23 protein-coding genes are annotated in these 24,689 nt (G+C 73.7%); 10 read left to right on the top strand and 13 right to left on the bottom strand.

Going from position 1 to position 24,689, the window contains the following annotated elements; genetic code table 11:
* Window positions 1–5: 5 nt before the first annotated feature.
* Window positions 6–1,187 carry an ROK family protein gene (locus IG63_RS0115035; protein WP_051706917.1) on the top strand — a complete coding sequence of 394 codons (1,182 nt, stop codon included), beginning with the start codon at window positions 6–8 and terminating at the stop codon, window positions 1,185–1,187.
* On the opposite strand, the gene IG63_RS20880 is transcribed toward IG63_RS0115035, so the two are convergent.
* Both IG63_RS20880 and IG63_RS0115025 read right to left on the bottom strand, forming a co-directional pair.
* Window positions 1,188–1,910, bottom strand: coding sequence for a cache domain-containing protein (locus IG63_RS20880; protein ID WP_051706916.1), 723 nt, complete (start codon window positions 1,908–1,910; stop codon window positions 1,188–1,190).
* On the bottom strand, window positions 1,907–2,686 hold the full coding sequence (locus IG63_RS0115025) for a FadR/GntR family transcriptional regulator (protein WP_051706915.1): 780 nt from the start codon (window positions 2,684–2,686) through the stop codon (window positions 1,907–1,909). Before IG63_RS0115025 ends, IG63_RS20880 begins: the two co-directional genes overlap by 4 nt.
* 119 nt (window positions 2,687–2,805) lie before the next feature.
* Here IG63_RS0115025 and IG63_RS0115020 point away from each other — a divergent pair, with 119 nt between their 5' ends.
* From IG63_RS0115020 to IG63_RS0115000, 5 genes are read left to right on the top strand one after another with little or no spacing between them, the layout of a single operon-like run.
* Entirely contained in the window at window positions 2,806–4,239 is a 1,434-nt protein-coding gene (locus IG63_RS0115020) for a (Fe-S)-binding protein (RefSeq protein ID WP_211249335.1), read from the top strand.
* Window positions 4,236–5,810 carry an FAD-binding oxidoreductase gene (locus IG63_RS0115015; RefSeq protein ID WP_051706914.1) on the top strand — a complete coding sequence of 525 codons (1,575 nt, stop codon included), beginning with the start codon at window positions 4,236–4,238 and terminating at the stop codon, window positions 5,808–5,810. Before IG63_RS0115020 ends, IG63_RS0115015 begins: the two co-directional genes overlap by 4 nt.
* Before the next feature lie 29 nt (window positions 5,811–5,839).
* Entirely contained in the window at window positions 5,840–6,127 is a 288-nt protein-coding gene (locus tag IG63_RS0115010; RefSeq protein WP_030485171.1) for a hypothetical protein, read from the top strand.
* A complete protein-coding gene (locus tag IG63_RS0115005; RefSeq protein WP_051706913.1) occupies window positions 6,124–7,632 on the top strand; it encodes an APC family permease in 1,509 nt (502 codons plus the stop codon). The genes IG63_RS0115010 and IG63_RS0115005 overlap by 4 nt, the downstream gene beginning before the upstream one ends.
* A gap of 43 nt (window positions 7,633–7,675) precedes the next feature.
* Window positions 7,676–8,722 (top strand): LLM class flavin-dependent oxidoreductase, encoded by a 1,047-nt coding sequence (locus IG63_RS0115000; RefSeq protein ID WP_030485169.1) that lies wholly within the window; start codon window positions 7,676–7,678, stop codon window positions 8,720–8,722.
* A gap of 162 nt (window positions 8,723–8,884) precedes the next feature.
* On the opposite strand, the gene IG63_RS0114995 is transcribed toward IG63_RS0115000, so the two are convergent.
* The 6 genes from IG63_RS0114995 to IG63_RS0114970 form a co-directional block, all read right to left on the bottom strand.
* The gene (locus tag IG63_RS0114995) at window positions 8,885–9,991 is read right to left on the bottom strand and encodes an ROK family transcriptional regulator (RefSeq protein WP_084597203.1); all 1,107 of its coding nucleotides are present in this window, start codon (window positions 9,989–9,991) and stop codon (window positions 8,885–8,887) included.
* Window positions 9,992–10,059: 68 nt separating this feature from the next.
* Window positions 10,060–11,220, bottom strand: coding sequence for a xylose isomerase (gene xylA, locus IG63_RS0114990; RefSeq protein WP_030485168.1), 1,161 nt, complete (start codon window positions 11,218–11,220; stop codon window positions 10,060–10,062).
* Window positions 11,221–11,256: 36 nt separating this feature from the next.
* Complete coding sequence (gene xylB, locus IG63_RS0114985) at window positions 11,257–12,639, bottom strand: xylulokinase (RefSeq protein WP_030485167.1); 1,383 nt, start codon at window positions 12,637–12,639, stop codon at window positions 11,257–11,259.
* A 163-nt stretch (window positions 12,640–12,802) separates the two neighbouring features.
* On the bottom strand, window positions 12,803–13,831 hold the full coding sequence (locus tag IG63_RS0114980) for an LLM class F420-dependent oxidoreductase (protein ID WP_030485166.1): 1,029 nt from the start codon (window positions 13,829–13,831) through the stop codon (window positions 12,803–12,805).
* Between the two features lie 19 nt (window positions 13,832–13,850).
* Window positions 13,851–15,995 (bottom strand): MMPL family transporter, encoded by a 2,145-nt coding sequence (locus tag IG63_RS0114975; RefSeq protein ID WP_036195760.1) that lies wholly within the window; start codon window positions 15,993–15,995, stop codon window positions 13,851–13,853.
* A gap of 22 nt (window positions 15,996–16,017) precedes the next feature.
* Window positions 16,018–16,554, bottom strand: coding sequence for a YbaK/EbsC family protein (locus IG63_RS0114970; RefSeq protein ID WP_030485164.1), 537 nt, complete (start codon window positions 16,552–16,554; stop codon window positions 16,018–16,020).
* A 79-nt stretch (window positions 16,555–16,633) separates the two neighbouring features.
* Between IG63_RS0114970 and IG63_RS0114965 the strand changes: the two genes are divergently transcribed.
* Window positions 16,634–17,527, top strand: coding sequence for a glycerophosphodiester phosphodiesterase family protein (locus tag IG63_RS0114965; RefSeq protein ID WP_051706911.1), 894 nt, complete (start codon window positions 16,634–16,636; stop codon window positions 17,525–17,527).
* Here the strand turns inward: IG63_RS0114965 and IG63_RS0114960 are convergent.
* Together IG63_RS0114960 and IG63_RS0114955 are read right to left on the bottom strand one after the other, a co-directional pair.
* Window positions 17,524–18,480 (bottom strand): sigma-70 family RNA polymerase sigma factor, encoded by a 957-nt coding sequence (locus IG63_RS0114960; RefSeq protein ID WP_051706908.1) that lies wholly within the window; start codon window positions 18,478–18,480, stop codon window positions 17,524–17,526. The two genes, IG63_RS0114965 and IG63_RS0114960, sit on opposite strands and share 4 nt — an antisense overlap.
* Window positions 18,481–18,677: 197 nt before the next feature.
* Window positions 18,678–19,817 carry an acyl-CoA dehydrogenase family protein gene (locus IG63_RS0114955; protein WP_030485161.1) on the bottom strand — a complete coding sequence of 380 codons (1,140 nt, stop codon included), beginning with the start codon at window positions 19,815–19,817 and terminating at the stop codon, window positions 18,678–18,680.
* A gap of 139 nt (window positions 19,818–19,956) precedes the next feature.
* On the opposite strand from IG63_RS0114955, the gene IG63_RS0114950 reads away from it, so the two are divergent.
* A complete protein-coding gene (locus IG63_RS0114950; RefSeq protein WP_030485160.1) occupies window positions 19,957–20,676 on the top strand; it encodes a MerR family transcriptional regulator in 720 nt (239 codons plus the stop codon).
* Between the two features lie 119 nt (window positions 20,677–20,795).
* Here the strand turns inward: IG63_RS0114950 and IG63_RS0114945 are convergent, their stop codons facing one another.
* Genes IG63_RS0114945 through IG63_RS0114935 form a run of 3 tightly spaced genes read right to left on the bottom strand, consistent with a single transcriptional unit; the run spans window position 20,796 to window position 22,620 of the window.
* Window positions 20,796–21,008: a PspC domain-containing protein gene (locus IG63_RS0114945; RefSeq protein ID WP_030485159.1), complete on the bottom strand. Its 213-nt coding sequence runs from the start codon at window positions 21,006–21,008 to the stop codon at window positions 20,796–20,798.
* Entirely contained in the window at window positions 21,005–21,346 is a 342-nt protein-coding gene (locus tag IG63_RS0114940) for a hypothetical protein (protein WP_030485158.1), read from the bottom strand. The genes IG63_RS0114945 and IG63_RS0114940 overlap by 4 nt, the downstream gene beginning before the upstream one ends.
* Window positions 21,347–21,366: 20 nt before the next feature.
* Window positions 21,367–22,620, bottom strand: a complete 1,254-nt coding sequence (locus IG63_RS0114935; protein WP_030485157.1) for a PspC domain-containing protein — start codon at window positions 22,618–22,620, stop codon at window positions 21,367–21,369.
* Between the two features lie 123 nt (window positions 22,621–22,743).
* On the opposite strand from IG63_RS0114935, the gene IG63_RS0114930 reads away from it, so the two are divergent.
* Window positions 22,744–24,045 (top strand): ATP-binding protein, encoded by a 1,302-nt coding sequence (locus IG63_RS0114930; RefSeq protein WP_030485156.1) that lies wholly within the window; start codon window positions 22,744–22,746, stop codon window positions 24,043–24,045.
* Complete coding sequence (locus tag IG63_RS0114925; RefSeq protein WP_030485155.1) at window positions 24,042–24,680, top strand: response regulator; 639 nt, start codon at window positions 24,042–24,044, stop codon at window positions 24,678–24,680. The genes IG63_RS0114930 and IG63_RS0114925 overlap by 4 nt, the downstream gene beginning before the upstream one ends.
* Window positions 24,681–24,689: the final 9 nt, after the last annotated feature.

The following is a 24,689-nucleotide window of genomic DNA, read 5'->3' as shown; positions in this document are numbered from 1 at the left end:
AGGCGGTGAGGCGCCACAACCTGGCGACCCTCCTGGGCCACGTGCACCGCTCCGGCGGGGTCTCGCGGGCCCAGCTCACCGAGCGGATGGCGCTGAACCGCTCGACCATCGGCGACCTGGTGCGCCAGCTCGACGACCTCGCGCTGGTGAGCCAGGAGGTGCCGGAGGCCGGCGCCACCTCCCGGGCGGGCGTGGGGCGGCCGTCGCTCGACGTCATCCCCGACCCGCAGTCGGTGATCGTGCTCGCGGCAGAGCTCGGCGTCGACATGCTCGAGGTGGCACGCGTCGGGCTGGGCGGGTCGGTGCTGGAGCGGCTGAGCCGGCCGACGCCGCTCGACCACGACCCCGGCGCGCTGGCCGACCTGCTCGTCGACATGGCCCAGGCACTGCTCGCGGCGGCGGACCCGGGCTCGCGGCTGGTCGGGATCTCCGTGGCCGTGCCCGGCGTCGTCAACGACGTCGACGGCGTGGTGCGCTTCGCGCCCAACCTCGGCTGGAGCGACGTCGACTTCCGGGCCTCGCTGGCCGAGCGGCTCGGCGGCGACGCGCGGGTGCGGCTCGGCAACGACGCCGAGCTCGGCGCGCTCGCGGAGCACATCCGCGGCGCCGGGCGCTCGCACTCCCACCTCGTCTACCTCTCCGCCGACGTCGGCGTCGGCGGCGGCGTCATCGTGGAGGGGCAGCCGATGCGCGGTGCCAGCGGGTACGCCGGCGAGGTCGGCCACCAGCGCTTCGACGGGGGCGAGACCCGGTGCCGGTGCGGCAACCTCGGCTGCTGGGAGACCGAGATCGGGTCGTACGCGGTGGCCGACGCGGTGGGCTGCCCCCAGCACCAGATGCACCTGCTGCAGGAGTACCTGCGTCCCGGCATGCCCGTCACGCCCGAGCTGCGCCGCCTGGGCCAGCACCTGGGCGTGGGCCTGGGTGGCCTGGTCAACGTCTTCAACCCCGAGGTGATCATCCTCGGCGGCGTGCTGCGCTGGGTGCTACCGCTCGTGCGCGAGGAGGTGCACGACGCGCTGGTCACGTGGGCGCTCCCCGCCCCCGCGCAGGAGGCCGAGATCGTGGTGCCCGGCCTCGGCGGCGACAGCGTGATCATCGGCGCCGCCGAGCTCGCCTTCGGCGACCTGCTCGCCGACCCGGTCGCCACGCTGCAGCGGGTCGAGCGGACCCCCAGCCTCTCCTGATCAGTGCCGGGTGGGCCAGGTGAGCAGTCGCCAGGGCAGGCCCGGCAGCGGCGTGGCACCGCTGTCGGCGTCGTGCCGCAGCGAGCCCACCAGCCAGCGCGACGATGTCGAGAGCACCACCCGGTCGTCGTCGCCGACCACGACGACCTCGGCCGGGAGGTCGCCGAGCTCGTGCAGCACCAGCGACTCGAAGCGACCGACCGGCACGTCGGCGCCGGCGACGCCGAGGAAGTCGTCGTCGGAGAGGACCGGCTGGGTGAAGGTCAGCACGTAGCGGTCGGTGCCGTGCACGTCGACGTACGGCCCGACGACGTGCTGCAGCCGGGTGCGCCGGGGGACGGCGTACCAGGGGGCGACGACGTAGTCGTAGAAGCCGACGCTGTGGGTGTTGAGGTCGACCTCGAGCCGGGTCGGGGGGCTCGTCCCCGGCCCCCGCTGCCACCACTCCAGGAAGAGCGGCTGCTCGTCGACGACCGAGGGGGCCACGATGACGCCGAGCCCCACCGGCACGCAGTCGTCGGCGAGCAGCAGCTCCTGCAGCGGCTCGCGCAGCGCGTGCAGGTCGTCACGGCGTACGGCGACCCCCTGCGAGCGGGCCTCCTCGAAGCGGGCCAGCGCGGCCTCGCGGACGGCGGCGACGGGACCGAGCACGCGCTCGACCACCCCGTCGAGCACCGCGCGGACCTGCGCCTCGACGCGCTCGCTGGCCCTCGCCGCGCTCATCGGTCCTGACCCCTGGCGGAGGGGCCGTCGCCACGGCGCACCGCGGCGATGTGGATCTCGATCAGGCGCACGGTCACCCGGTCGAGGTGCTCCTCGGCCAGGTCGCGCGCCAGCGCCGCGTCGCGCGCCTCGACGGCGTCGAGCACGGCGTGGTGGGCGGCGGTGTCGGTCGCGACCTCGGCGGGCGAGCGGGAGGACCCCCAGAGCACCTGGCCGAGCTCCGACTGCAGCTCGATCTCCTGCGTGGTCAGCCGCACCGACTGGGTCGAGGCGGCCAGGGCGATGTGGTAGCGCCCCTCGAGCCGGCGCTGCTCGCTCCCGTCGCGGGCCGCCGCGACGCGGTCGACGAGGCCGCGCAGCGCGGCGAGCTCGGAGGCGGAGGCGCGCACGGCGGCGAGCCGGGCCGAGGTGCCGCCGACCGCCACCCGCAGGTCGCCCAGCTCGCGCAGGTCGGCGGTGGACAGCTCGGCCAGCCGGCCCCGGGCGAGCTCGGCGAGGGCGTCGTCGTCGGCACGCACGAAGCTCCCGCCGCCGCGGCCGCGCCGAGTGCTCACGAGCCCGCGCGAGCGCAGGTCGGCGAGCGCCTCGCGCAGGGTGACGGTCGCGACGTTGAGCGAGGCCGCGAGCTGCTGCTCGGCCGGCAGCTGCTCGCCGTCCTCGATGATGCCGAGGGCGATCGCGCTGCCCAGGCGGCGCACGACGGCCGCGCTGCGGCCGGCGCCGTCGTCGAGGGGCGCGAAGACGGCCTGGCGCGCGTCACCGGTGAGCAGTCGCACCCGCGGCCCTCCTCCCTGGTAGAGACCAGCCCTTGCCCTCTGAAGATATGGTCCCATATCTTTCGCAGAACGTGACTTGGATCACGTCCGTGCACCAGCCCGCACGAAGGAGCATCCCCGTGACGCAGCTCGACGACCAGCCCTCGGGCCCCGACGCCCTGGCCCAGGCACTGACGCAGCCCTTCACGCCGGGGATGCGCGACAACCCCGCCAGCCTCGCGGAGTACGACGACGAGGTCGCCGGTCCCGCGCCGGTCTCGCTGCCCGACCCGCGCACCCGCGAGTTCGTCGAGGAGTGGCGCAACGCGTCGTACAACTGCTTCTCCTCGGGCCACAAGTTCTGCCGCGAGGTCTGCCCCGTGATGCAGGTGACGCGCAACGAGTCGTGGACGCCCACCGCCTTCCACGCCAACGTCGTGGCGATGGAGAAGGGCGAGCTGGAGATCGCCGACGTGGCGGCCGACTACGTCAACTGCACGCAGTGCGGCGCCTGCGAGCTGCGCTGCCCCAACACGCTCTTCACCGGCGACTTCTACCGCTTCCGGACCCGCACCGTCGACGTCGTCAAGGCCGTGCGCGCGCTGGCCGTCGACTCCGGGATCCACCAGCCGCAGTGGCAGACGTGGAACAGGCGCACCGACGAGCGCACCCACGAGCCGGTGCTCGGCGAGACCGACATCAGTCAGGAGCACGTGCGCGACTGGGCCGACGGCCTCGACCTGCCGATCGGCGGCGAGACCATCCTCTTCGTCGACTGCGAGGCGGCCTTCTACCGCACCGCGGTGCCACGGGCGGTCGCGCAGATCCTGCAGCAGGCCGGCGTCGAGTTCGGGCTGATGGGGGAGCAGTGGTGCTGCGGGGGGCCCGCCGCCGAGATGGGCTACGTCGACCAGGCCAAGCGCTTCGCCCGGCACAACCTCGACAACTGGAGAGCCACCGGCACCCGGCGGGTGCTGGTGCTCGACCCGCACGACTACATCAGCTTCACCGAGGACTACCCGAAGTACTTCGGCGAGGAGTTCGACATCGAGGTCGTGCTCGTCGTCGAGCTCGTGGCCGACCTGATCCGTGAGGGGCGGCTGACGCCGTCGGTGCCGGTCGAGCGCACGATCACCTACCACGACCCCTGCCGGCTCAACAAGCGCAAGGGCATCTGGCAGCAGCCGCGCGAGGTGCTGCGCTCGATCCCGGGGCTGACCTTCCACGACGTCGACCGGGTGACGCAGTGGTCCTACTGCTCGGGCGGCGGGGGCGGGCTGCCGGTGGAGAAGCCCGAGCTCACGGCCGCGATCAGCGCCAACCGCATCGAGAAGGCCAAGACCCTCGAGGTCGACACCCTGGTCAGCGCCTGTCCGTGGTCGGAGCGGCCGCTCTCCGAGGCCGGCGACGGCGAGGACATCGACGTGGTCGACATCCACGAGATCCTGGCGCAGTCGCTCGGGATCGAGGTCGGCGGCAGCCGCGGCGAGGTGGGCGACCGGAGGTCCGGCTGTGGCGGCGGCAGCTGCGGGGGAGCCGGGGGCTGCGGCGGCGGCGAGGGGAGCGCGTCATGACCGTCGCGGCGGAGCGGCCCGGGGAGCGGCCCTGGGAGAGGCTGAGCCCCGAGCAGGTCGACGGCGTCGTCGAGCGGCTGCGCGGCATCCTGCGCGACGACCAGGTGCTCACCTCCAAGACCGACCGCTACAACCGCGCCCGGGTGCCCGCGCCCTTCCCGGTGCACCGCTGGCACGAGCGGGTGCCCGACCTCGCCGTGCTGCCGGAGTCGACCGAGGAGGTCGCGGCGGTGGTGCGGCTCGCCCACGAGCTGCGGGTGCCCGTGGTGCCGCGCGACGGCGGCACCGGCCTCACCGACGGCGCCGTGCCCCTGCGCGGCGGCATCGTGGTCGACGTCAAGCGGATGAACAAGATCCACGAGCTCGACCTCGACAACCGCACCGTCACCGTCGGCACCGGCATCAGCATGCTCAAGCTCAACGAGGAGCTCGCCCGCCACGGCCTGATCTACCCCGACGACCCGGCGTCCTACCCCTGCTCCCTCGTGGGCGGCCGCATCGGTACGTCGGGGTGGTCGCTGATCGGCTCGCGCTACGGCCACACCCGCGACCTGGTGCTCTCCTTCGACCACGTGCTGCCCACCGGAGAGGTGCTCCACGTCGGCGACGGCATCGGCGGCAAGGTCTCGAAGTCCTCCAGCGGCTACCAGCTCAAGCACCTCTTCATGGGCCACCAGGGCACGCTCGGCATCGCGACCCGCGCGACGCTCAAGCTCTACCCCAAGCCCGAGGCCGAGCTCTCGCCCTTCTGGGCCTTCGACGACTACGACGACGCCTACCGCTGCGTGGGCGCGCTGGCCCGCGCCGGGGTGGCGACCTTCGCCGGGGCCGTGCTCTTCGACGAGCACAAGGTGGCCTACCTGAGGCGTGACGACGAGGCCTACATCCCGCAGCCGAACGACGTCCGGGCCCTGGTCTGCGCGGTGATGTACGGCTACGACGACGAGGTGCGCCCCGCCGGGCGGCGCCTCTTCCGGATCGCCCGCGAGCACGGGGCGCGCTACCTCGGCGACGAGATCTCCGAGGGCGACTGGGCCGCCCGGCACGACCGGTACGCCACGCCGCTGCACGGCCGCACCAAGGACGGCCAGGTGGTGCCGATGTCGTGGCACTGCGAGGACGCCGCGGTCAGCTACACCCACCTCCCGGCCGTGACCCGCGCCTGGCACGAGATCATCGCCGACCTGCGGCGGCGTACCGACGTCTTCGACGACTGGGGGATGTTCGCCTACACCTCGGCCGACACCGGTGTCGACTACCTCACCGAGATCGACGTCGGCATCTGGGAGCAGCACCTCGACGACAAGGCCTGGGCGATGTGGGTCGAGGCCAAGCGCGAGATCGCCGCCACGGCGCTGCGGCACGGCGCCTCCATCAGCGCCTGCCACGGCTCCTGCCGCGAGGGCGAGGTCGACCTCGTGCCGCAGGAGCTCGGCCGCGGCTTCGAGGTGATGCTCGACATCAAGCGGACCCTCGACCCGCACCACATCATGAACCCCGGCAAGTACCACCTCGACCTCGCGTACGGCGGCGATCTCGGCGCCGCCCTCGACGAGCTCCGCCAGCGCTGAGCACCACCGTCTCCGAGAGGACACCCGCGATGAGCGACGACTCCCGCCTCCGCCCCTACCGCTACGCCGAGCAGACCTCCCCGCCCGAGCCGCAGCGGGTCAGCGACGTCGCGGTGACCACCTTCGAGCACGTCTTCGAGGTCGACCCGCGGCTGATGGAGCGCCACGTGCTCCAGCAGCAGTTCCCCAACTGGGACTCGCTGCGGATCATGAGCTCGCGCCACGACCACCTGGACTGGATGCACGCGCACTTCGCCGACTCGGTGGTCACCGGGTCCGAGCTGCTCGCCGAGATCGAGGCCGAGGAGGACGCGTGAGCACCGGCTGGGACGACGCCGCCGCGGTGCGCCCGAGCGACGTGCCGACCGACGAGGAGCAGCTGGCGGCGCTCGGCTACACCTCGGAGTTCAAGCGGGAGATGTCGCCGTGGGCCAACTTCGCCCTCGGCTTCACGTACCTCTCGCCCGTGGTCGGGATCTACACCCTCTTCGCCTTCGCGCTCGCCACCGCCGGGCCCCCGATGTTCTGGTCGCTGGTGATCGTCGGCGTCGGGCAGTTCCTCGTGGCGCTGGTCTTCGGCGAGATCGTGTCGCAGTACCCCGTCGCCGGCGGCATCTACCCGTGGGCCCGACGCCTCTGGGGGCGGCGCTACGCGTGGATGACCGGCTGGGTCTACCTCTTCGCGCTGCTCGCGACGATCGCCGGCGTGGCGTACGGCGCCGGCCCCTACCTCGGGCAGCTGCTCGACTTCGTGCCCGGCACCGGCACCACGGTGGCCTGCGCCCTGATTATCCTGGGGCTGGCCCTCGCCATCAACCTGCTCGGCACCAAGTGGCTGGCCTACGCCGCCATCCTCGGCTTCACCGCCGAGCTGCTCGGCGCGCTGGCCGTGGGCGGCTGGCTGCTGCTGACCCAGCGCCACCACGGTCTCGGGGTGCTGGTCGACAGCTTCGGCGCGGGCGAGCCGGGCGACTACACCGCCGCCTTCTTCGCCGCCGGCCTGATCGGCATCTTCCAGTACTACGGCTTCGAGGCCTGCGGCGACGTCGCCGAGGAGGTGCCCGACCCGACGCGACGCATCCCCAAGGCGATGCGGATGACCATCTACGTCGGCGGCGCCGCCGCGATGTTCGTCTGCCTCTCGCTGATCCTCGCGGTCGAGGACTTCGGCGCGGTGATCGACGGCACCGACGCCGACCCCGTCACCACCGTGCTCAACGAGGCCTTCGGCGTCGGTGGCACCCGCGTGGTCCTGGCCGTGGTGCTGCTCTCCTTCCTCTCCTGCGTGCTGAGCCTGATGGCGGCGGCCTCGCGGCTGATGTACTCCTACGCCCGCGACGGCATGATCGTCGGCTCCGCGTCGCTGCGGCGCATCATGCCAAGCACCCACGTGCCGCTCAATGCGATGATCGTGGCGGCGGTCGTGCCCGCCGTGATCGTGCTGGTCTCGGTCGTCTCGACCAACGCGCTCACCCAGATCATCAGCTTCGCCACGCTGGGCATCTACCTCGGCTTCCAGATGGTGGTGCTGGCCGCGCTGCGCGCCCGCTTCCTGGGGTGGCGGCCCTCGGGCGCCTTCCGGCTCGGGGCCTGGGCGCTGCCCGTCAACATCGCCGCCCTGGTCTACGGCGTCGGCGCCATGCTCAACATCGCCTGGCCGCGCACGCCCGACGTGCCCTGGTACGACAACTGGATCGTGGCGCTCGGCACCGCGGTCGTCCTCGGGCTCGGCTGGCTCTACCTCGCCGTGGGCCGCCCGCACGAGCGCAGCGACGCCGCCCACGGCGACGCCGTACCGACGAGCTCACGCACCGGAGCGTGATCGCGCACCACCACCACTGAAGTCCAGCAGAGAGGCCGACCCGATGAAGTTCAGCTACGTGATGCTGCCCGACTACCCGCTCCAGGAGTCGCTGGCGTCGATCAGGCTCGCCGACGAGCTCGGCTTCCACGCCGTCTACGCCGCCGACGAGACCTGGCACAAGGACCTCTGGCTGCTCTTCGCGGCGGCGGCCGCCTCGACCAGCAACATCCGGCTCGGCCCATCGGTCTCCGGCGTGGTGCTGCGCGAGCCCAGCCTGGTCGCGCAGGCCACCGCGACCCTCGACGAGCTCACCGACGGCCGCGCCGAGGTGGTGCTCTCCTCGGGCAACTTCGGGCTGCTCGCGCAGTACAAGATGGACTGGGCCAAGCAGAAGCCGCTCTCGCGGGTCAAGGAGGGCGTGCACGTCATCCGCACCCTGCTCGACGAGGGCGCGATCACCTTCGACGGCGAGTTCTTCCAGTACGAGGGGCTCTTCACCTTCGCCCGACCGGTGGCCGAGCGGGTGCCGGTGAAGATGGGCTCGATGCGCGGCCCGAAGTCCTTCCAGGTGGCCGCGGAGTTCTCCGACGGCTGCCACCACGCGCTGAGCTACACCAAGGGCGCCTACGAGTACATGGTCGAGCACATGACGATCGGCGCCGAGCGCGCCGGCAAGGACGTCAACGACCTCGACATCGGCGCCTGGGTCGTCTTCGCCACCGGTGAGGACTCCGCGGTCGCCAAGGACGCCGCCCGGTCGATGGTCGGCCTCTACGCCTCCGCGATGCCCCACGAGCAGCTGGTGCGCAACGGCATCGACCCCGCCGACATGGCGCCCATCATCGAGAAGCTCGGGGCCGGCGACCTGGCCGGCTCGATCGACGCCACCACCCCGGAGATCGGCGAGACGCTCTCGATCGCCGGCACCCCCGAGGAGTGCGTGGCCAAGCTCAAGGAGATCGAGGCGGCCGGCGTCAACCACATGATCCTCGCCGTCACCGACGCCACCCTGGTCAAGACCTTCATGGGTCGCGAGATCGACGGCGTCGCCGACGTCGACACCCAGCTGCGCCTGATCGCCGAGCGGATCATGCCCGCCTTCGCCTGACCGTCCGCGCCGATCCGCCCCAGATGTCGGCCGACCCGCCTGAGATGCCGGCATCCGGGGCGGATCGGTGAGGTCCAGGGGGTCTCAAGACCTGGTGGGGAGGCTGGGGGGCCTCGGGTGGTCGAGGAGGTCGCGCAGCGACCGTCTCGAGACCCGGTGGGACTAGAGGCCGCGGCGACCGGCGTAGACGTCGTCCAGCGCGTCGAGGGCGGCGCCCACGGAGGCGGCGTGGAGCCCGAGCGTGGAGAGGGCGACCGCGGCGCCGCCGGTGAAGGCGCCGTTAAGGGCCTCCTCGAGCGCGGGCACGAGCACGGCGCCGAGCGGCACGAAGGAGCCGCCGAGCACGACGACGGCAGGGTCGAGGCCGAGCGTCAGCGCGAGCACGCCGCGCGACATGGCTTCGCACACCGGGCGCAGCCGGCGGGGCGCGTCGGGCAGGGCGGCCACGCGGCTAGCGAAGGCGACGGGGTCCTCACCGGGGGCGACCTCCAGCCCGCTGGCGGCGGCGAGCGCGCGCTGTCCGGCGAGCGCCTCCCAGCAGCCGGTGCGGCCACAGCCACACCGGCCCGCCGAGCCCACCCGCAGGTGGCCCACCTCGCCGGCGAAGCCGCGCGACCCGCGCAGCACGGCGCCGCGGGAGACCACGCCGGCGCCGAGGCCGACGGTGCCGGTGAGGTAGACCAGGTCCCGCGTCCCGGCCGCGACCCCGCGCAGGCTCTCGGCCCGTGCAGCGCAGTTGGCGTCGTTGTCGACCGCCACGGCGACGGCGGGGGAGAGCCCCTGGTGGAGGAGTGCGGGCAGGTCGACGTCGGTCCAGCCGAGGTTGGGCGCGCGGACGACGCGGCCCGCCTCGCGGTCGACCAGGCCGGGCACGGCCACGGTGAGGCCGAGCACCTCCGAGCCCTGCTCCTCGAGCCGGACGACGTGGCGCCGCGCCAGGTCGCCGACCTGCTGCGGCGAGAGGGGCGCGCCGGCGTGCGCGACCTCCTCGAACCACCGCTCCCGGCCGGCCAGGTCGAGCGCCGTCACGGCCGTGTAGTCGACGTTGACCTCGATGCCGAGACCGACCAGCGCGGCCCCGTCGATCGCGACGGGCACGCTCGGCCGGCCGCGGCCGGCCGCCGCCGTCGCCGTGGCCGCGGCCTCGGCGAGCGCGCCGCGTGCCTGCAGCCCGGTGACGATCGTGCCGACGGTCGCCTTGGACAGGCCGGAGAGCCGGGCCAGGTCGGCCCGGCTCGCCGGTCCGTGGTCACGCAGCAGTCGCAGCACCGCGGCGGTGTTGCCACGGCGTACGTCCTCGGTGGCGGTCGGGCCGGTGCCCGCGTGGCCGTCGAGGCTCAGGAGCGCACTCCGTAGAGGTGCTCGAGCGCGAGCTGGTCGAGGTGCTCGAAGGCCATGCCGCGCGCGCCGAGGGCCTCGACGTCGGGGAGCGGGGCGTCCTTGAGGTCGCGCCAGGTCTCGCCCTCGGCCAGGGTCGGCACCGCGAGCTCGGGCAGCCTCGCCGCCTCGAGCGCCTGCTGCACCTCGGGGTCGGCGCGGAAGGCGCGGGCCTTCTCGCGCAGGATGAGGTAGTTGCGCATGCAGGCCGCGGCCGCGCCCCAGACGCCCTCGTCGTCCTCGGTGCGGGGGGTCTTGAAGTCGAAGTGCACCGGGCCGTCGTAGTCGCTGGCCAGCAGCGTGTCGACCACCCAGAAGGCGCCGCGCGCGTTGCCGGCGCCGAAGCGGAAGTCCTGGTCGTAGCGCGGGCCGGTCTGGCCGTTGAGGTCGATGTGGAAGAGCTTGCCCTGCCACAGCGCCTGGGCGTAGCCGGCGGCGGCGTTGAGTCCGGCCATCTCCTCGTGGCCGATCTCGGGGTTCACGCCGACGAGCTCGGGGTGCTCGAGCCGCTCGATGAAGGCGAGGGCGTGGCCGACCGTGGGCAGCAGGATGTCGCCGCGCGGCTCGTTGGGCTTGGGCTCGATGGCGAAGCGCAGGTCGTAGCCCTGGTCGAGCACGTACTGCCCGAGCAGGTCGAAGCCCTCCTTGTAGCGGTCGAGCGCCACGGCGACGTCCTTGGCCGCGCCCGACTCGGCGCCCTCGCGACCGCCCCACGCGACATACACCTTCGCGCCGAGCTCGGCGGCGAGGTCGACGTTGCGCATCACCTTCTGCAGCGCGAAGCGGCGTACGGCGCGGTCGTTGGAGGTGAAGCCGCCGTCCTTGAAGACGGGGTGGTTGAAGAGGTTGGTGGTGGCCGTCGTGACCACCAGGCCGGTGTCGGCCAGCGCCTTCTTGAAGCCGTCGAGGATCCGCTCGCGCTCGGTCTCGGAGCTGCCGAAGGGGACCACGTCGTCGTCGTGGAAGTTGACGCCGTAGGCGCCCAGCTCGGCGAGCTTCTGCACGGCGCGGACGGCGTCCATCGGCGCCCGGGTGGGGTCGCCGAAGGGGTCGCGGCCGGGGTACTGCACGGTCCAGATGCCGAAGGAGAACTTGTCCTCGGGCGAGGGGGTGAGTGACATCAGGTGCCTTTCGTGGTGGTGGGCCCAGGAGGTGGGTCAGGTCCAGTCGGTGGTGCGGTCGCGCAGGTCGGCGTACGCCGCTCGCAGGGCGGCGGCGTCGTGGCCGTCGTCGGTCAGCTCGGTGGAGGGCACCGGCCACGCCGGTGGCTCGGCGGTGCCGGCCAGCGCCCAGGCCGCCTGCCGGGCGGCGCCCAGCGCGACGTACTCCCCGGGCTCGGGCAGGCTCACGGGCACGCCGAGCACGGCGGGGGCCAGCGCGCGCACCGCAGCGTGACGCGCGGCGCCGCCGATGAGCAGCGCCCGGGAGGGCGGAGCCCCCACGGCCTGCATGGCGGCGAGGGCGTCGGCCAGGCTCAGCAGCAGCCCCTCGACGTGGGCGCGGGCGAGGTCCTCGCGGGTGGTGGCGCTGGTGAGGCCGCGCAGCACGCCGGAGGCGTCGGGCCGGGTCGGCGTCCGCTCGCCGTCGAGGTAGGGCAGCAGGGTGAGGCCGTGGGCGCCGGGCTCCGAGGCCAGCGCGAGCGCCGCGACGCCCTCGTGGTCGACGCCGAGCAGGCGGGCGGCCAGGTCGAGGATGCGCGCGGCGTTGACGGTGCAGGCCAGCGGCAGGAAGCGGCCGGTCGCGTCGGCGAAGCCCGCGACCTCGCCCGAGGCGTCGGCGGTGGGCGCGGTGGCGACCATCGAGACCACCCCGGAGGTGCCGATCGAGACGGCGGCGTCACCGGTCGCGAGGCCGAGCCCGAGCGCGGCGGCCATGTTGTCGCCGGTGCCCGGCGCGAGCACGGCGTCGCCGTGGTGGCCCACGACCTCGGCCGGCCCGGCGACGCGGGGCAGGGCGAGGTCGCGACCGGCGGCACGCCGGAGCACCTCGGGGAGCCACTGCTCGGTGGCGGGCGACCAGTAGCCCGTGCCCGAGGCGTCGCCCCGGTCGGTGGTCGCCTCCTCGGGCCGCCCGGCGAGGTGCCAGGTCAGGTAGTCGTGGGGGAGCAGCACCCGGTGGGCGCGCTCGAGGGCCTCGGGCGCGTGGTCGCGCAGCCACCGGAGCTTGGTCACGGTGAAGGAGGCGTTGAGCACCAGGCCGGTCAGCTCGGCCGTCGCCTGCGCCCCGCCGAGCTCCTCGACGAGGTCGGTGGCGGCGCCGGCGCTGCGCAGGTCGTTCCACAGCAGGGCGTCGTGCACCGGCTCGCCGGCCTCGTCGAGCACCACGGCCCCGTGCTGCTGGCCGCCGACCGCGACGGCGGCGGCGCGCCCGACGAGCGGCCCCGCCAACTCGTCGTACGCCGCCAGCCAGGCGCGTGGGTCGACCGCCGTGCCCTCAGGGTGCCGCGCCGTCCGCTCCTCGACGACCGTGCCGTCGTCGGCGTCGACCAGCACCGCCTTGGTCGACTGCGTGGAGGAGTCGACTCCCAGGACCAACGTCATGCCGCGATATTGGTACGAGACTTAAACTAAGTCAACCGCCGACCCGCCCGAGATGCCGTCATCTCAGGCGGATGGGCGTGCAGATGGGGCGGATGGGCGTGCAGATGGGGCGGATGGGCGTGCAGATGAGGCGGATCGGCGTGCAGATGGGGCGGGTCGGGGGTCAGACCCAGTCGCGGAGCCGGGAGACGAGGGAGGCGGGGTCGGGGTCGAGGGGGAGGACCTGCAGGTTGGTCACGCCGGCCTCGGCGTACGCCGCGATGCGCTCGCGCACGTAGGACTCCGGGCCGACCAGGTTGGTCTGCTCGAGCAGGGCGAGGGGGACGGCGGCCTCGGCCTCCTGCTTCTTGCCGTCGAGGTAGAGGTCCTGGATCTGCCTGGCCTCGGCCTCGAAGCCGTAGGCGCAGGCGAGGTCGTTGTAGAAGTTCTTGCCCCGGGCGCCCATGCCGCCGATGTAGAGCGCGGCCGTGGGGCGGGCGAGGTCGAGCTGGTCCTTGACGTCGTCGCCGACGGCGACCATGCCGCCCGCGACGACCTCCAGCGGCGGCAGCGAGGCGTCGCGCTCGGCCAGGCCGGCGCGCAGGGCGTCGCCCCACACGGCGTCGCTGCCCTCGGGGCTGAAGAGGAAGGGCAGCCACCCTTCGGCGAGTCGGGCGGTCGCCTCGACCGACCTCGCGCCGAGCGAGGCGACGTAGATCGGCACCGAGGAGCGCTGGGGGTGGGTGAGCAGCTTCAGCGGCTTGCCGAGGCCGGTGCCCTGGTCGGGGGGCAGGGGGAGGGTGATGGTGCGGCCGGCGTACTCCAGCCGCTCGCGCCGCAGCCCGGCGCGGACGACGTCGATGACCTCGGTGGTCCGGGTGAGCGGCCGGGTGTAGGGCATCCCGTGCCAGCCCTCGACGACCTGGGGCCCCGACGCGCCGATGCCCAGGATCGCGCGGCCGCCCGAGACGTTGTCGAGGCCGGCGGCGGTCTGCGCCAGCAGCGCGGGGGTGCGGGAGAAGACGTTGACGATGGCCGAGCCGATCTCGACCCGCTCGGTGACGGCGGCCAGGTAGCCCATCAGCGTGGGGGAGTCGAAGCCGTAGGCCTCGGCCACCCAGACGGTGTCGAGGCCGGCCCGCTCGAGGGCGACGACGTCGTCGGCGGCCTGACGCGGGTCGCCGGCGTAGGACAGCGAGGTCGAGAGCTTCATGTCCCTGACAGTAGTGCTGTCAGGATCGGTGGCGCAGCATGGCCTCGGTCTCGCGGTCGGGGTGGTCGGTCTCGCGGGAGAGCCGCGACGGCCACCAGATCCGGGGCCCGACGACGTGGCAGACGGCGGGCACCAGCAGCGAGCGCACCACCAGCGCGTCGAGCAGCACCCCGAAGGCCACGATGAAGGCGATCTGCGCCAGGAAGAGGATCGGGACGACGCCCAGCGCGACGAAGGTGGCGGCCAGCACGATCCCGGCGGAGGTGATCACGCCACCGGTGACCGAGAGCCCCTTCAGGATGCCGGGATGGGTGCCCTGGCGAATCGACTCCTCGCGCACCCGCGTCATCAGGAAGATCGAGTAGTCGATGCCCAGGGCGACCAGGAAGACGAAGCCGATCAGCGTTGTCGCGGCGTCGGTGCCCGGGAAGTCGAAGAGGTGCTCGAAGGCCAGGGCGGCCACGCCGAGGGTCGCGCCGAAGGAGAGCACGTTGGCCAGCAGCAGGATCAGCGGCGCCACGAGCGAGCGGAGCAGCACGATCAGCACGAGCAGGACCACGAGCAGGATCGCAGGGATGACCAGGGCGCGGTCACGCTGCGTGGTGTCGCGGGAGTCGACCGCGATCGCGGTGGCGCCGCCGACCAGGATGTCGTCGTCGATCTGGCCCAGCATGGTGCGCAGCTCGCGCACGGTCTCCGAGGCGGCCGCCGAGTCGGCGGGGTCGTCCAGGGTGGCGAAGACGGCGGTGTCACCGTCGACGACCCGTGGCACGGTCGGGTCCTCGAGCGACTCCGGCACGGGGAAGACGGTCGGCGCCTGCGGCGTGCCGCGGGCGACGCCGTCGGCCTGGGCCAGGAAGGCCAGCACCTCGCCGAGCTCGGCCTCGGGCACCACGACCTGCACGGGGCTCGCGTCGTCGGTCTCGAAGTGCCGGTCGAGCACCTCCTGCGCCCTGACCGAGTCGACCTCGGTGAGGAAGACCTCGGTCTGCGGCACCTGCTCCTCGTTGAGGGTGAAGGCGAAGGCCGCGAGCGCCGCGAGCACGAGCGCGGTGACCGAGGCGACCAGGCGGGCGCGGCGGTCGATGACCCGGGCGAGGCGGCCCCACAGGCCGGCGGCGTCGCGGTGCGGGGAGCCGTACGCCGGTCGGAAGGGCCAGAAGGCCGCGCGGCCCAGCAGCACCAGGGCGGCGGGCAGCAGCGTCAGCGCGGCGAGCACGGCGCCGCCGACGCCGATCGCGCCGACCGGCCCGAGGCCCGCCAGGCTGGAGAGGTCGGAGAGCAGCAGGCACAGCAGGCCGAGCACGACGGTGAGCCCGGACGCCGTGATCGGCTCCCAGCTGGCGCGCCACGCGGCGCCCATCGCGTCGTACGTCGACTCGTGGTCGCGCAGCTCCTCGCGGTAGCGGGAGACCAGCAGCAGCGAGTAGTCGACGGCCGCACCGATGGCCAGGATGAAGAGGATGCCCTGGCTCTGGCCGTTGACGTCGAGCACGTCGGTGCGTGCCAGTGCGTAGACCACCGCGGAGGAGACGCCGAGGGCCAGCAGCGCCGAGAGGATCACCACGAAGGGCAGGATCGGGCTGCGGTAGACGACCAGCAGGATCACCAGCACCACCGACAGCGCGACACCGAGCAGCAGGCCGTCGATCGCGCCGAAGGCGTCGATGAAGTCACCGAGCACGCCGCCCTGGCCGCCGACGTAGACGTCGAGCCCGTCGGGCGGGTCGGCGACGACCTCGCGGATGTCGACGACCGCGTCGATGATCTCCTCGCCGTCGCGGGCGTCGAGGGTGACCACGAGCTGGGCGGCGTCGCCGTCGTCGCTGGTCAGGGGACCGCGCACGCCGTCGTCGGCGACCCCGGCCACGCGCTGGATCTCGGGAGCCCAGCCCTCCAGGGCGGCGAGGTCGGCCTCGGTCAGGCCGCCCTGACGCTCGGCGACGACCTGCGCGGGGATGGTCTCCTCGTCGGCGAAGGCGACCAGCTTCTCCAGCGCCCGCGTCGACTCGGCGGTCTGCGGGAGGAAGGCGGCGTTGTCGTTCTCCTGCACCGAGCTGAGCTGCCCGGCGAAACTGCCGAGCGGCCCGCCGACGAAGACCCACAGCAGCAGCACGGCCACGGGCAGCAGCCACCGTCGCGAGCGGGTCCGGTGGGCGGGCACGGAGTCAGTGTGGCGCATGCCCTCAGCGGGCGAGGCCGTCGACCACCTCGGCGCCGGGCAGCGCGGCCAGCAGCCGCCCGGGCAGCACCAGCTTGGAGCGCCGTACGCCGCTGCCGACGACGGCGCGGTCGATCTCCACCACCCGGGCGTCGAGCAGCAGCCGCCAGTCGTCGGGCAGCCCGACGGGGGTGATGCCGCCGTACTCCATGCCGGTCTCGGCGACCGCGCGGTCGTGGTCGTGGAAGGAGCACTTGCGCACGTCGAGCAGCTTGCGCACCGCGTTGTTGACGTCGGCGCGGGTGTCGGCGCAGACCACGCAGGCGGCCAGCCGCTCGTCGCCCGCCCGCCGCCCCGCGACGACCACGCAGTTGGCGCTGGCGCCGAGCGGCACGTCGTACGCCTCGCTCATCGCCGCGGTATCGGCGAGCTCGGGGTCGATCTCCACGACGCCGACCTCGGCGGCCTGCGGCCAGGCCGAGAGCGCGGCCCGCACGGGGTCCGCGAGCAGGTCGGGACGGTCGAGGGCAGGCACGAGAGCGAGGGAGCCGAGGGGGTCCATGCCCGGTATTCAAGCGAACGTCACCTCGGCGACACCCGCCCACCACCTCGGCCACGCCTCGGGGTCGCACGGTGGGCGCATGCAGGCACCACTCGTGATCGGTCACCGGGGCGCCAGCGCCCACCGTCCGGAGCACACCGCGGCCGCCTACCGCACCGCCTGGCGCAGCGGTGCCGACTCCGTCGAGCCCGACGTCGTGAGCACCCGCGACGGCGTGCTGGTCTGCCGCCACGACCTCGACCTCGCGCTGACCACCGACGTCGCCGACCGCCCGGAGTTCGCGTCGCGCCGCCGCGAGGTGCTCCTCGGCGGCCGTCTGGTGCGCGGCTGGTTCGTCCACGGCTTCGACCTCGAGGAGCTGCGCACGCTGCGCGCCCGCGAGCGCTGGCCCGCGCGGCGCCCCGGCAGCGCGCGCTACGACGGCCACTTCGGGGTGATCACCCTGGCCGAGCTGCTCGACCTGCGCGAGGAGGAGAGCCTCCGCGCGGGACGCACCCTGGGCGTGCACGTCGAGCTCAAGCACGCCTCCTTCTTCGAGGCGCTCGGGCTGCCGACGCACCGCCCGCTCCTGGAGCTGCTGCGGGCGCGCGGGCTCACCTCGGCGCTGTCGCCGGTGAGCGTGATGTCCTTCGACGCCGAGGTGCTGCGCCGGGTGCGCCGTGCTGTCGACGTCGAGCTGGTGCAGCTGCTCGACGCCGACCGGCACGGCCTCCGGGCGACCCGGCCCCGCGCGCTGCGGCGCGTGGCGGCGTACGCCGACACGGTGGGGCTGCACCGTGACCTCGTGGCCACGGGTGCCGTGGAGCGCGCCAAGGCGGCCGGCCTCGACGTCCTGGTGTGGACGCTCGGGCCCGACGACGCCCCCGCGCTGCTGCCGGACCTGCTCGACCGGGGGGTCGACGGCGTGCTCAGCGACGCCCCCGACCTCGCGGTCGCCGTACGACGCTCCCGCCGTGCGGCGCTCGTGTCCTAGGAGTCGCTCCCGGTGTCGCTCACGTCGCCCACGTCGTCGCGGAGCTGACCCAGGATCCGGCCCAGCAGTCGCGAGACCTGCATCTGCGTGACGCCGATGCGCCCCGCGATCTCGCGCTGGGTCAGCCCCTCGTGGAAGCGCATCGAGAGGATGGCGCGGTCACGCTCGGAGAGGTGGCGCAGCACGGGCTGCAGCAGCAGCCGCGCCTCGGAGGCACGGTGGTCGGCGTCGTCGAGGGGGAGCAGGTCGCCCAGCGAGGTGGTGCCGTCGCCGCCCCCGGCGGGGTGGTCGAGCGAGGCGGGCACGAAGCAGCCGTCGCTGGCCAGCGCCTCGGTCACCGACGCGAGCGGCTCGTCGAGGTGCTCGGCGATCTCCTGCGGTCGCGGCGCCCGGCCGAGGCCGTTGGAGAGCTCGCCGTCGGCGTGGTTGATCCGGGCCTGCAGCTCCTGGATCCGCCGGGGCGGTCGCACCATCCAGCCGTGGTCGCGGAAGTGCTTGCGCAGCTCGCCGCGGATCGTCGGCACGGCGTAGGACAAGAAGTCGTGGCCGCTGGTGACGTCGTAGCCGTTGGCGGCCTTGGTGAGGGCGAGCGCGGCGACCTGGCGAAGGTCGTCGAGGGCCACCCCCCGCGACCGGTAGCGCTTGGCCTCGGCGTGGGCGAGCTCGAGGTGCATCACGATGACCTGGTCGTGCAGCTGCTGCACGACCTCCTCGGAGGCTCCGAGCGCCTGTGTGAAGAGCTCACGCGTGCGGTCGCTGCGGGCCTGGCCGGTCAGCCGGCCCGACGGCGTGCCCGGGACCCGGGACGGCGAGACGGACGTGGCGACCGGTGGGACGACGGTCGGTCCCGCCGAGGCCGTGGTGACGGACGGGGTGGCGGCGACGGATGGAGCCTCGGACGTCGCGGTGCTGGGGGCCACGTCGGTGCGCGGCTGGGGTTGCATGGTGGTCATGAAGCGCGTCCTCCCCTCAGGTGACGAGGGTTCGGATTGACCGCGGGCCGAGCGGGTCGGCACCAGGCATCAGGTCGATGGCTTCAACAAGACACCCACCGCCAAGGCGGCGGTGCGTCTTTGCACCATAGCCCACCGAAGCGGTCACACCTAGGGATGCGATGCCGCGCGGGCCCGGCGTCCTGTCCCTCGGACCCTCACAGCCCGAGCGAGCGCCCGATGATCTCCTTCTGGATCTCGGTGGTGCCGCCGTAGATCGTGGAGATCCGGCTGTCGAGGTAGGCCTTGGCGATGGGGAACTCCATCATGTAGCCGTAGCCGCCGTGCAGCTGCACGCCCTGGTTGACCAGCTCGTTCTGCAGCTCGGTGCACCACCACTTGGCCATCGCCGCGTCGACCGCGCTGAGCTCGCCGGCCAGGTGCTTGCGCAGGCACTGCTCGACGAAGGCCCGCGTGACCGCGACCTTGGTGGCCATCTCGGCGACGAGGAAGCGGTTGTGCTGGAACTTTCCGATCGGCTTGCCGAAGGCCTCGCGGGTGCGGGCGTACTCCAGGCACATCTCGTACGCCGCCTCGCTCGCGGCCAGGGCCTGGGCGGCGATGATGAGCCGCTCCTGCGGCAGGTTCTGCATCAGGTAGACGAAGCCCTGGCCGGCCTCGCCCAGCAGGTTGTCCTTGGGCACGCGGACGTCGCTGAAGGAGAGCTCGGCGGTGTCCTGGGCGTGCAGCCCGATCTTGTCGAGGTTGCGGCCACGCTCGAAGCCCTCCATGCCGCGCTCGACGACGAGCAGGCTGATGCCCTGGTGGCCAGCGTCGGGGTCGGTGCGCGCGACCACGATCACCAGGTCCGCGTTGATGCCGTTGCTGATGAAGGTCTTGGCGCCGTTGAGCAGGTAGTGGTCGCCCTCGTCGACCGCGCTGGTGCGCACGCCCTGCAGGTCGCTGCCGGCCCCGGGCTCGGTCATCGCGATGGCGGTGATGGTCTCGCCGGTGACGCAGCCGGGGAGCCAGCGCTGCTTCTGCTCCTCGGTGCCGAGCGAGGTCAGGTACGGCACGATGATGTCGGTGTGCACCGAGAAGCCGGGGCCGCTGGCGCCGGCCCGGGTCTGCTCCTCCGAGAGGACCACCTGGTAGCGGAAGTCGTCGACGCCCGGGCCGCCGTACGCCTCGGGCACGTCGAAGCAGAGCAGGCCCGCCTCGCCGGCCTTGCGCCACAGCTCCCGGGGCACGATGCCCTCGCGCTCCCAGTCGGCGTGGTGGGGCGTCACCTCGCGCTCGAAGAAAGCGCGGGCGCTCTTGCGGAAGTCCTCGTGCTCGGCCTCGTAGAGCGTGGACATGCGGCGTCCCTTCGTGGTCGGAGGCTGACATCCCGACTGTGACAGCAGATCTGTCATCGAGCAAGGCTGCCCGACCCGACGCGCCGACTGTGCCAGCATGACTGTGACAGTGCCCCTGCCCAGACCCCCGGAGGACGTCGTGAGCCAGGCTCCTGCCGAGCAGCTCTACACCGTCGACGAGCTCGCGGCCGCGGCCGGGCTGACGGTGCGCACGACGCGCTACTACGCCGGCCTCGGACTGCTGCCCCCGCCGCAGCGCCGCGGCCGGCTGGCCTACTACACCCCCGCGCACCGGGCCCGGCTCGACCTGATCCGCGCGCTGCAGGAGCACGGCTTCACCCTCTCGGCCATCGAGAGCTACCTGCGCCGGATCCCCGAGGACGCCGACGTGGAGGACCTGGCGCTGCAGCGCGCGATGCTGACCTCCTGGGGCGGCGACACGCGCGAGCCGATGACCCGCCGGCAGCTCTCCAAGCGCGCCGGGCGCGTGCTCGACGACACCGAGCTCGACCGGCTGGTGCGGATCTCCGCCGTGCGCCGCGAGGGCGAGAAGCTGTGGCCGCTGCCGGCCTTCGACGTCGCTCTCGACCTGGCCGCGCTCGACATCCCCGTCGACTCGATGGAGGAGGCCTCCGAGGCGATCAACCGCCACATGGAGGGCCTGGCCGACGAGCTCACGGTGATCCTGCGCGAGCGGGTGCTCAAGCCCTTCCGCCACCAGGAGCACACCGAGGCCGACAAGGCGGCCTTCGAGCAGACCCTCTCCCGGCTGCGGCAGCTCACCCTCGGCGCCGTCGTCGCCGGCTTCCAGCGCGCCGCCAACGAGGTCATCACCCGCTCCCTGGCCCGCGACCGCTGAGAGGTCACTCCCTGACGCGCGAGAGGTCACTCCCTGACGCGCGAGAGGTCACTCCCTGACACTCCGGGTGCCAGGCAGTGACCTCTCGGTGGTCAGGGAGTGACCTCTCGGCGAGGGGGTCAGGAGCGCGGCATCACGGCCCAGAGGACGGCGTAGGCCAGCAGGCCGAGGGGGAAGGTGAAGATCAGCGCGACGGCCACGACCACGCGGACCAGCGTCGGGTCGAGGCCGACGTACGCCGCCAGGCCGCCGCAGACGCCGCTGACCGGGCCGTCGGTGCGCACCAGGCGCTTGTAGGAGGGGCCGCCGGGGATCTGCTGCGGGTCGCTCATCGGTCGTCCTTCGGGTCGGTGGTGAGGGGGCGGGTCAGGGGAGCGGTGGGCTCGAGGTCGTCCAGCTCGTCCAGCCGGTCGCGGAGGGCGGGCTCGTCGTCGGCTGGCTGGTCCTCCACGGTGCCATGCCCGAGGTGACGGTCGTGGTCACGGCGTCGCGCCCCGGCCACGACGGCCACGAGGCCCAGCAGGCCGGCGGCGACGAGGACGCCGGGCACGAGGTACGGCACGGCCAGCGCGCTGAGCACGCCGGTGGCCACGAGCAGCCACACCAGGGCGGTGCCGAGGAAGAGGACGGCGAAGACGAGGTGGGGGACCTTCACGCTGCGGTCGTTCATGGGTGCTCCTGGGTAGGTGGTCATCGCGTCGTCACGTCGATCTGGCCGGTGCCGAGGATGAGGTCGAGCCCGACGGTGGGGGAGTCGGAGTCGCCGAGCACGGAGGAGGTGCCGCGCTGGCGGCCCATCCCGCTGCTGACCTGGTCGCCGTCGACGGAGGCCTCGCCGGCGTAGCGCAGCGTGGTGGTGACGTCGGCGTTGAGGCCCTCGGGCAGCACCACCGACAGCTCCCCGACGTCCATCTGCACGGTCAGGGTGCGGCCGTCGAGCTCGTCGAGGTCGTCGAGCCGCGTCAGGTCGAGGGTGAAGTCGCCGCTGTCGACAAGGTAGGTGCCGTCGCGGGCGTCGATCGGTGCGGTCGTGGCGGGCGCCACCACCTGCTGCCGGTAGGGCCCGAAGGCGTCGACGCTGTCGGCCGCACTGGTGGCGGCGAGACCCACGGCCGCCACCAGCCCGAGGGCGATCAGCCCGCCCGGACGCCCGGCGAAGGCACCGACGAGGAGGCCGAGCCCGATCACGGCGAGCGTCAGGGCGGCGTACGCCGAGACGGGCACGTCGTAGCTGACGTCGACCAGGCCCAGCACGCCCAGCGCGAGCACGACCGCGGCCAGTGTGGGCCAGAAGAGCACCAGGCCGGTACGCCGCTGGCGCGGCGGGGGCGGCGGGACCCAGGCGGAGGGTGCGGTGGGCGGTGCCGTCGGGGGTCCGGCCGGGGACTGCTCCCAGCCGGCGGTGGCGGGCGCCGCGGCGGCGGAAGCGGCCGCGGGGGCTGCCGGAGCGGGGGGCGGCGGGGGTACGGCGCGCTCCTCGCGGCGCCGGGTCGCCACCCACACCACCAGCGCCACGACGACGAGCAGCGGCCACGGCACCCACGGCCAGCCCGAGCCGCCCCAGGGGATGCCGAGCACGATCAGCGCGGCGACGACGCCGGCCCCGATCACCAGGACCTTGGCGACCTCGCCGCCCAGGTCGATCGTGGCGCGGTCGGAGCCGTCCTCGGGGACGAGGAGCCAGATGGCCAGGTAGAGCAGCAGCCCGGCGCCGCCGAAGAACGACAGCACCACCAGCACGACGCGCACCACCGTCGGGTCGACGTCGAGGTGGCGACCCAGCCCGCCGGCGACGCCGCCGACGTAGCGGTCGTCGCGGCTGCGGCGCAGCCGGGAGAAGTCGCGCACCTGCTCGCCGCTCACCCGGGGACCGGAGTCGTCGGGTGGGGCGGTCGCGGTGCCCGCGCCGGTGGCGGCGCCGGGGGGAGGGGTCTGCTCGTCCATGGCTCCATCGTGTCGCCGGGGAGACCCCCCGGACCATCGGGGACGACCCTGAATCCGGGCCGGGGCGACTCAGGGACGGCGCCCGATGTGCCCTGAGGTGGGCCGGTGCCACGATGGGGCACGATGACGACCGCCGCGCCCACCTCCGCCACCGGCGAGGGCACCCCGTACGTGCCCCGCCGGGCGCGACGCGCCCTCGACGACCGGGTGATCGGCGGCGTGGCCGCAGGTCTGGCCCGGCACCTGCGCCTGCCGACGCTGTGGGTGCGGCTCGGCTTCCTGGTGACGGCGGCCGTCGGCGGTCTCGGCCTGGTGCTGTACGCCGCGCTGTGGCTGGTGCTGCCCGCTCGCCGCGACGAGGGGCCGACGGCTCCCGGGCTCGACGCGGCGACGCGGCAGGGGAGGCGTCGGCAGAGCTCGCGGGAGCGGCGGCTCACCGACTACGGCCCGCTCGTGGCGGTCGGGGCGATCACGGTGGGCGTGCTGCTCGCGCTGACGATCGCCACCGGCTCCGGGCTGGCCGTCGGTCCGCTCGTGCTCGCCGGTGGCGGCATCGCGCTGCTGTGGTGGCAGGCCGACCAGGCGCAGCGCGAGCGGTGGGCCGACGGGGAGCGCCGGGTGCACCCGCTGCGCGCGGTGGTCGGCGCCGGCGGCGCGGCGGCGTACCTGCGGATCGTGGTCGGCCTTGCCCTGCTGGTGCTCGCGGTGACCCTCTTCGCGCTCCGCGGGGGGATCTCGGTGGCGCTCGACGTCGGCATGGCGGCGGCGCTCGCGGTGCTGGGCCTGGGGCTGGTGATGGCGCCCTGGCTGGTGCGACTCTCCGCCGACCTGAGCGAGGAGCGGGAGGCCCGGGTGCGCTCGGAGGAGCGCGCCGACGTGGCCGCCCACCTGCACGACTCCGTGCTGCAGACGCTGGCGCTGATCCAGCGCTCCTCCCACGACCCCGCCACCGTCGCCCGGCTCGCCCGGATGCAGGAGCGCGACCTGCGGCGCTGGCTCTTCGAGCCCGACGACCACGGTCCCTCGACGCTGGCGCAGGAGCTGCGCGACGTGGCCAGCGAGGTGGAGGACGCCTCCGGCGTGCCGGTCGAGGTGGTGTGCGTCGGAGACGCGACGCTCGCCGAGACCGCGCGCCCGTTGGTGCTGGCCACCCGCGAGGCCGTGCTCAACGCCGCCCGCCACTCGGGTGCCCCGACCGTCGACGTCTACGCCGAGGCGGGTCCCCACGCGCTCGAGGTCTTCGTGCGCGACCGTGGCCGGGGGTTCGACCCCACCACCGTCGCGCACGACCGCCAGGGCGTGCGCGGCAGCATCGTCGGACGCATGGAGCGTCACGGCGGCACGGCCGTCGTCCGCAGCGCGCCCGGCGAGGGCACCGAGGTGCGGCTGCGGCTGCCCCTGACCCACCCCGAGGAGGACTCGTGAGCAGGACCGTCGTGATCGTCGACGACCACGCCATGTTCCGCACCGGCGTGCGCGCCGAGCTGGGCGCCGCCGTCGACGTGGTGGCCGAGGCGGCCGACGTCGACCAGGCGGTGGCCGCGGTGCTGGCCCACCGGCCCGAGGTGGTGCTGCTCGACGTGCACCTGCCCGGGGGCGGCGGCGCCGAGGTGATGCGGCGTACGGCGTCGCGGGCGGAGGGCACGCAGTTCCTCGCGCTCTCGGTCTCCGACGCCGCGGAGGACGTCATCGGCACGATCCGCGCCGGCGCCCGCGGCTACGTCACCAAGACCATCACGGGGCCCGAGCTGGTCGACGCCATCGAGCGCGTCGCCTCGGGCGACGCCGTCTTCTCGCCGCGGCTGGCGGGCTTCGTGCTCGACGCCTTCGCCGGCACCGTCGAGGTGGCCGCGGTCGACGAGGACCTCGACCGGCTCACCGAGCGCGAGCGCGAGGTGATGCGGCTGATCGCCCGCGGCTACTCCTACCGCGAGGTCGGCAGCGAGCTCTTCATCTCGGTCAAGACCGTGGAGACCCACATGGGCTCGGTGCTGCGCAAGCTGCAGCTCTCCTCGCGCCACGAGCTCACCCGCTGGGCCTCCGACCGCCGGCTGCTCTGAGGGCCGCGC

It is taken from the genome of Nocardioides aequoreus (assembly GCF_000720335.1).
GTDB lineage: Bacteria > Actinomycetota > Actinomycetes > Propionibacteriales > Nocardioidaceae > Marmoricola > Marmoricola aequoreus.
Note: the sequence above shows the minus strand (reverse complement) of the source record. Positions and strands in the feature narration are given on the sequence as shown.

Bases quoted from the DNA above. Each gene is read 5' to 3' on its own strand.
- IG63_RS0114970 (WP_030485164.1), bottom strand. From the start codon at position 16,554: ATGGACCCCCTCGGCTCCCTCGCTCTCGTGCCTGCCCTCGACCGTCCC.
- IG63_RS0115015 (WP_051706914.1), top strand. From the start codon at position 4,236: ATGACCGTCGCGGCGGAGCGGCCCGGGGAGCGGCCCTGGGAGAGGCTG.
- IG63_RS0114955 (WP_030485161.1), bottom strand. From the start codon at position 19,817: ATGTCCACGCTCTACGAGGCCGAGCACGAGGACTTCCGCAAGAGCGCC.
- IG63_RS0115000 (WP_030485169.1), top strand. From the start codon at position 7,676: ATGAAGTTCAGCTACGTGATGCTGCCCGACTACCCGCTCCAGGAGTCG.
- IG63_RS0115010 (WP_030485171.1), top strand. From the start codon at position 5,840: ATGAGCGACGACTCCCGCCTCCGCCCCTACCGCTACGCCGAGCAGACC.
- IG63_RS0114940 (WP_030485158.1), bottom strand. From the start codon at position 21,346: ATGAACGACCGCAGCGTGAAGGTCCCCCACCTCGTCTTCGCCGTCCTC.
- IG63_RS0114980 (WP_030485166.1), bottom strand. From the start codon at position 13,831: ATGAAGCTCTCGACCTCGCTGTCCTACGCCGGCGACCCGCGTCAGGCC.
- IG63_RS0114945 (WP_030485159.1), bottom strand. From the start codon at position 21,008: ATGAGCGACCCGCAGCAGATCCCCGGCGGCCCCTCCTACAAGCGCCTG.
- IG63_RS0114965 (WP_051706911.1), top strand. From the start codon at position 16,634: ATGCAGGCACCACTCGTGATCGGTCACCGGGGCGCCAGCGCCCACCGT.
- xylA (WP_030485168.1), bottom strand. From the start codon at position 11,220: ATGTCACTCACCCCCTCGCCCGAGGACAAGTTCTCCTTCGGCATCTGG.
- xylB (WP_030485167.1), bottom strand. From the start codon at position 12,639: ATGACGTTGGTCCTGGGAGTCGACTCCTCCACGCAGTCGACCAAGGCG.
- IG63_RS0114935 (WP_030485157.1), bottom strand. From the start codon at position 22,620: ATGGACGAGCAGACCCCTCCCCCCGGCGCCGCCACCGGCGCGGGCACC.
- IG63_RS20880 (WP_051706916.1), bottom strand. From the start codon at position 1,910: ATGAGCGCGGCGAGGGCCAGCGAGCGCGTCGAGGCGCAGGTCCGCGCG.
- IG63_RS0114960 (WP_051706908.1), bottom strand. From the start codon at position 18,480: ATGACCACCATGCAACCCCAGCCGCGCACCGACGTGGCCCCCAGCACC.
- IG63_RS0114930 (WP_030485156.1), top strand. From the start codon at position 22,744: ATGACGACCGCCGCGCCCACCTCCGCCACCGGCGAGGGCACCCCGTAC.